This is a genomic window from Leptothrix discophora (genome assembly GCF_030705305.1).
GTDB classification, from domain to species: Bacteria; Pseudomonadota; Gammaproteobacteria; order Burkholderiales; family Burkholderiaceae_C; genus Sphaerotilus; species Sphaerotilus discophorus.
This window is the reverse complement of the sequence record NZ_JAUZEE010000022.1, coordinates 1-5,329: the sequence shown is the minus strand read 5'-3', so window position 1 is coordinate 5,329 and position 5,329 is coordinate 1. Positions and strand designations below refer to the sequence as shown.

Below are 5,329 nucleotides of genomic sequence, written 5' to 3'. Positions count from 1 at the left end.
CAAACCCCCTGCAGCGTTGGCTGAGGGGGTTTGGGGATAGTAGCCTGACGATGACCTACTTTCACACGCGAATGCGCACTATCATCGGCGCTGAGGCGTTTCACTGTCCTGTTCGGGATGGGAAGGAGTGGGACCACCTCGCTATGGTCGTCAGGCATAACTTGTTGCTGAATCCGGGTCCTGCTGATGTGAGCGGGATCTGGCTTCAGCCAATTCATAGAGTCGAATCTGTATTGATTGCGTATCAGAGAGTACGGTACTTTAAATACCACCTTGATGATCGAAGCGATCTCAAAGTTATAGGGTCAAGCCTCACGAGCAATTAGTACTGGTTAGCTTAACGCATTACTGCGCTTCCACACCCAGCCTATCAACGTCCTGGTCTTGAACGACTCTTCAGGGGGCTCAAGGCCCCGGCAGATCTTATCTTGGAACGAGTTTCCCGCTTAGATGCTTTCAGCGGTTATCTCTTCCGCACTTAGCTACCCGGCGATGCCACTGGCGTGACAACCGGTACACCAGAGGTGCGTCCACTCCGGTCCTCTCGTACTAGGAGCAGGCTTCCTCAAATCTGCAGCGCCCACGGAAGATAGGGACCAAACTGTCTCACGACGTTTTAAACCCAGCTCACGTACCTCTTTAAATGGCGAACAGCCATACCCTTGGGACCGGCTACAGCCCCAGGATGAGATGAGCCGACATCGAGGTGCCAAACACCGCCGTCGATATGAACTCTTGGGCGGTATCAGCCTGTTATCCCCAGAGTACCTTTTATCCGTTGAGCGATGGCCCTTCCATACAGAACCACCGGATCACTTAGTCCTACTTTCGTACCTGCTCGACTTGTCAGTCTCGCAGTCAAGCACGCTTATGCCTATGCACTATCAGCACGATTTCCGACCGTGCTTAGCGTACCTTCGAACTCCTCCGTTACACTTTAGGAGGAGACCGCCCCAGTCAAACTGCCCACCATGCACTGTCCCCAACCCGGATAACGGGCCAAGGTTAGAACCTCAAACACACCAGGGTGGTATTTCAACGTCGGCTCCATACAGTCTAGCGACCGTACTTCAAAGCCTCCCACCTATCCTACACAGATCTGTTCAAAGTCCAATGCAAAGCTACAGTAAAGGTTCATGGGGTCTTTCCGTCTTTCCGCGGGGAGATTGCATCATCACAAACATTTCAACTTCGCTGAGTCTCTGGAGGAGACAGTGTGGCCATCGTTACGCCATTCGTGCAGGTCGGAACTTACCCGACAAGGAATTTCGCTACCTTAGGACCGTTATAGTTACGGCCGCCGTTTACTGGGACTTCAGTCAAGAGCTTGCACCCCATCATTTAATCTTCCAGCACCGGGCAGGCGTCACACCCTATACGTCGACTTTCGTCTTTGCAGAGTGCTGTGTTTTTAATAAACAGTCGCAGCCACCGATTCTCTGCGGCCTCTTTTAGCTCCGTTTGTTCAACTTCACTGACTCAAGGCACACCTTCTTCCGAAGTTACGGTGTCAATTTGCCGAGTTCCTTCTCCAGAGTTCTCTCAAGCGCCTGAGAATACTCATCACGCGCACCAGTGTCGGTTTGCGGTACGGTCGTGTGCAACTGAAGCTTAGTGGCTTTTCCTGGAAGCAGGGTATCACTCACTTCGACGGCAAGCCGTCTCGTTATCACCCCTCATCTTAGACCCCCGGATTTGCCTAAGGGCCATGACTACAGGCTTGAACCAAGATATCCAACACTTGGCTGAGCTAACCTTCTCCGTCCCCACATCGCATTGCACATCGGTACAGGAATATTCACCTGTTTCCCATCAGCTACGCATCTCTGCCTCGCCTTAGGGGCCGACTCACTCTACGCCGATGAACGTTGCGTAGAAAACCTTGCGCTTACGGCGAGGGGGCTTTTCACCCCCTTTAACGCTACTCATGTCAGCATTCGCACTTCTGATACCTCCAGCAGCCTTTACAAGCCACCTTCACAGGCTTACAGAACGCTCTCCTACCATCACATTGCTGTGATCCGCAGCTTCGGTAACTGGCTTGAGCCCCGTTACATCTTCCGCGCAGGACGACTCGATCAGTGAGCTATTACGCTTTCTTTAAATGATGGCTGCTTCTAAGCCAACATCCTGACTGTTTTAGCCTTCCCACTTCGTTTCCCACTTAGCCAATTTTAGGGACCTTAGCTGGCGGTCTGGGTTGTTTCCCTCTTGAGTCCGGACGTTAGCACCCGGTGCTCTGTCTCCCAAGCTGTACTCATCGGTATTCGGAGTTTGCAATGGTTTGGTAAGTCGCCATGACCCCCTAGCCATAACAGTGCTCTACCCCCGATGGTAATACTTGAGGCACTACCTAAATAGTTTTCGGAGAGAACCAGCTATCTCCAGGTTTGTTTAGCCTTTCACCCCTATCCACAGCTCATCCGCTAGTTTTGCAACACTAGTCGGTTCGGACCTCCAGTGCGTGTTACCGCACCTTCATCCTGGCCATGGATAGATCACCTGGTTTCGGGTCTACACCCAGCGACTAATTCGCCCTATTCGGACTCGGTTTCCCTTCGCCTTCCCTACACGGTTAAGCTTGCCACTGAATGTAAGTCGCTGACCCATTATACAAAAGGTACGCCGTCACCCCTTGCGAGGCTCCGACTTTTTGTATGCATGCGGTTTCAGGATCTATTTCACTCCCCTCCCGGGGTTCTTTTCGCCTTTCCCTCACGGTACTTGTTCACTATCGGTCGATTACGAGTATTTAGCCTTGGAGGATGGTCCCCCCATCTTCAGACAGGATTTCACGTGTCCCGCCCTACTTGTCGCATGCCCAGTTCTACCACCCACTTTTTTCATACGGGGCTATCACCCGCTGTGGCCGGACTTTCCATTCCGTTCTGATAAGTCGATGGCTAAATCATGCAGGCTCTTCCAATTTCGCTCGCCACTACTCTCGGAATCTCGGTTGATGTCTATTCCTCCAGCTACTGAGATGTTTCAGTTCGCCGGGTTCGCCTCAACACCCTATGTATTCAGATGTTGATACCCTTGCGGGTGGGTTTCCCCATTCGGATATCTCCGGATCAAAGCTCATTTGCCAGCTCCCCGAAGCTTTTCGCAGGCTATCACGTCCTTCATCGCCTGTAATCGCCAAGGCATCCACCACATGCACTTAGTCACTTGACCCTATAACTTTGACATCCACTTCGTGAACGTCGTCAAGGACTACACCACCCCGATCGACTATCGGGGCATGTGTTTGAGTATTTACGTTTGCCGTACTTTCAACTCTCGCGACTTCCGTCGCTTCATTGATGTCTGGTGACGCAATCAATAGTCAGCAGCGGCACGGTGCTGCAACCCCTTTACCGGTGGCAGCTTTCCGCTACTGACGCTGATTCGACTCTACGAATTGTTAAAGAACAACAGCCAACTTTCGATGGCAGACCTAAACATTCCAGCTCTCTGGCTTGGCAACATTTAGGTCTGCACCGATCGTGTGAAGAAGATTTTGGTGGAGGATGACGGGATCGAACCGACGACCCCCTGCTTGCAAAGCAGGTGCTCTCCCAGCTGAGCTAATCCCCCATTCGAATGAGTGGTGGGTCTGGTTGGATTCGAACCAACGACCCCCGCCTTATCAAGACGGTGCTCTAACCGACTGAGCTACAGACCCCAATCTTCTTACACTGTCGTGTCTACAGCCGATAAGTGTGGGCGCATGAATTTGAATGCATTTTCCAGAAAGGAGGTGATCCAGCCGCACCTTCCGATACGGCTACCTTGTTACGACTTCACCCCAGTCACGAACCCTGCCGTGGTAATCGCCCTCCTTGCGGTTAGGCTAACTACTTCTGGCAGAACCCGCTCCCATGGTGTGACGGGCGGTGTGTACAAGACCCGGGAACGTATTCACCGCGGCAAGCTGATCCGCGATTACTAGCGATTCCGACTTCACGCAGTCGAGTTGCAGACTGCGATCCGGACTACGACCGGTTTTCTGGGATTGGCTCCCCCTCGCGGGTTGGCAGCCCTCTGTACCGGCCATTGTATGACGTGTGTAGCCCTACCCATAAGGGCCATGAGGACCTGACGTCATCCCCACCTTCCTCCGGTTTGTCACCGGCAGTCTCATTAGAGTGCCCTTTCGTAGCAACTAATGACAAGGGTTGCGCTCGTTGCGGGACTTAACCCAACATCTCACGACACGAGCTGACGACGGCCATGCAGCACCTGTGTCTAGGTTCTCTTTCGAGCACTCCCACATCTCTGCAGGATTCCTAGCATGTCAAGGGTAGGTAAGGTTTTTCGCGTTGCATCGAATTAAACCACATCATCCACCGCTTGTGCGGGTCCCCGTCAATTCCTTTGAGTTTCAACCTTGCGGCCGTACTCCCCAGGCGGTCAACTTCACGCGTTAGCTACGTTACTGAGAAGAAACCCTCCCAACAACCAGTTGACATCGTTTAGGGCGTGGACTACCAGGGTATCTAATCCTGTTTGCTCCCCACGCTTTCGTGCATGAGCGTCAGTACAGGTCCAGGGGACTGCCTTCGCCATCGGTGTTCCTCCGCATATCTACGCATTTCACTGCTACACGCGGAATTCCATCCCCCTCTACCGTACTCTAGCTATACAGTCACAAATGCAGTTCCCAGGTTGAGCCCGGGGATTTCACATCTGTCTTATATAACCGCCTGCGCACGCTTTACGCCCAGTAATTCCGATTAACGCTTGCACCCTACGTATTACCGCGGCTGCTGGCACGTAGTTAGCCGGTGCTTATTCTTCAGGTACCGTCATCCTCCCGGGGTATTAGCCCAGAAGATTTCTTCCCTGACAAAAGCGGTTTACAACCCGAAGGCCTTCTTCCCGCACGCGGCATGGCTGGATCAGGCTTGCGCCCATTGTCCAAAATTCCCCACTGCTGCCTCCCGTAGGAGTCTGGGCCGTGTCTCAGTCCCAGTGTGGCTGGTCGTCCTCTCAGACCAGCTACAGATCGTCGCCTTGGTAGGCCTTTACCCCACCAACTAGCTAATCTGACATCGGCCGCTCCAATAGCGCGAGGTCTTGCGATCCCCCGCTTTCACCCTCAGGTCTCATGCGGTATTAATCCGGCTTTCGCCGGGCTATCCCCCACTACTGGGCACGTTCCGATGCATTACTCACCCGTTCGCCACTCTCAAGGGTTGCCCCTCTACCGTTCGACTTGCATGTGTAAAGCATGCCGCCAGCGTTCAATCTGAGCCAGGATCAAACTCTTCAGTTCGATCTTGATTTCACTCAACGGAATTGAAGTGACATAATCTTCACTTCTTCCGTGAGCGTTTGACATCCC

The 5,329-nt window shown here is 52.9% G+C and carries 2 tRNA genes and 3 rRNA genes; all 5 read right to left on the bottom strand.

What is annotated here, in order from left to right:
• Positions 1 to 42: 42 nt before the first annotated feature.
• Positions 43 to 155, bottom strand: a 5S ribosomal RNA gene (gene rrf / locus Q8X39_RS20430).
• Positions 156 to 301: 146 nt separating this feature from the next.
• Positions 302 to 3,177: ribosomal RNA gene (locus Q8X39_RS20425) — 23S ribosomal RNA — on the bottom strand.
• Positions 3,178 to 3,503: 326 nt separating this feature from the next.
• Positions 3,504 to 3,579, bottom strand: a tRNA-Ala gene (locus Q8X39_RS20420).
• Between the two features lie 11 nt (positions 3,580 to 3,590).
• A tRNA-Ile gene (locus Q8X39_RS20415) sits at positions 3,591 to 3,667 on the bottom strand.
• A 68-nt stretch (positions 3,668 to 3,735) separates the two neighbouring features.
• A 16S ribosomal RNA gene (locus Q8X39_RS20410) occupies positions 3,736 to 5,260 on the bottom strand.
• The 16S, 23S and 5S rRNA genes sit together here with 2 tRNA genes alongside, the layout of an rRNA operon.
• Positions 5,261 to 5,329: the final 69 nt, after the last annotated feature.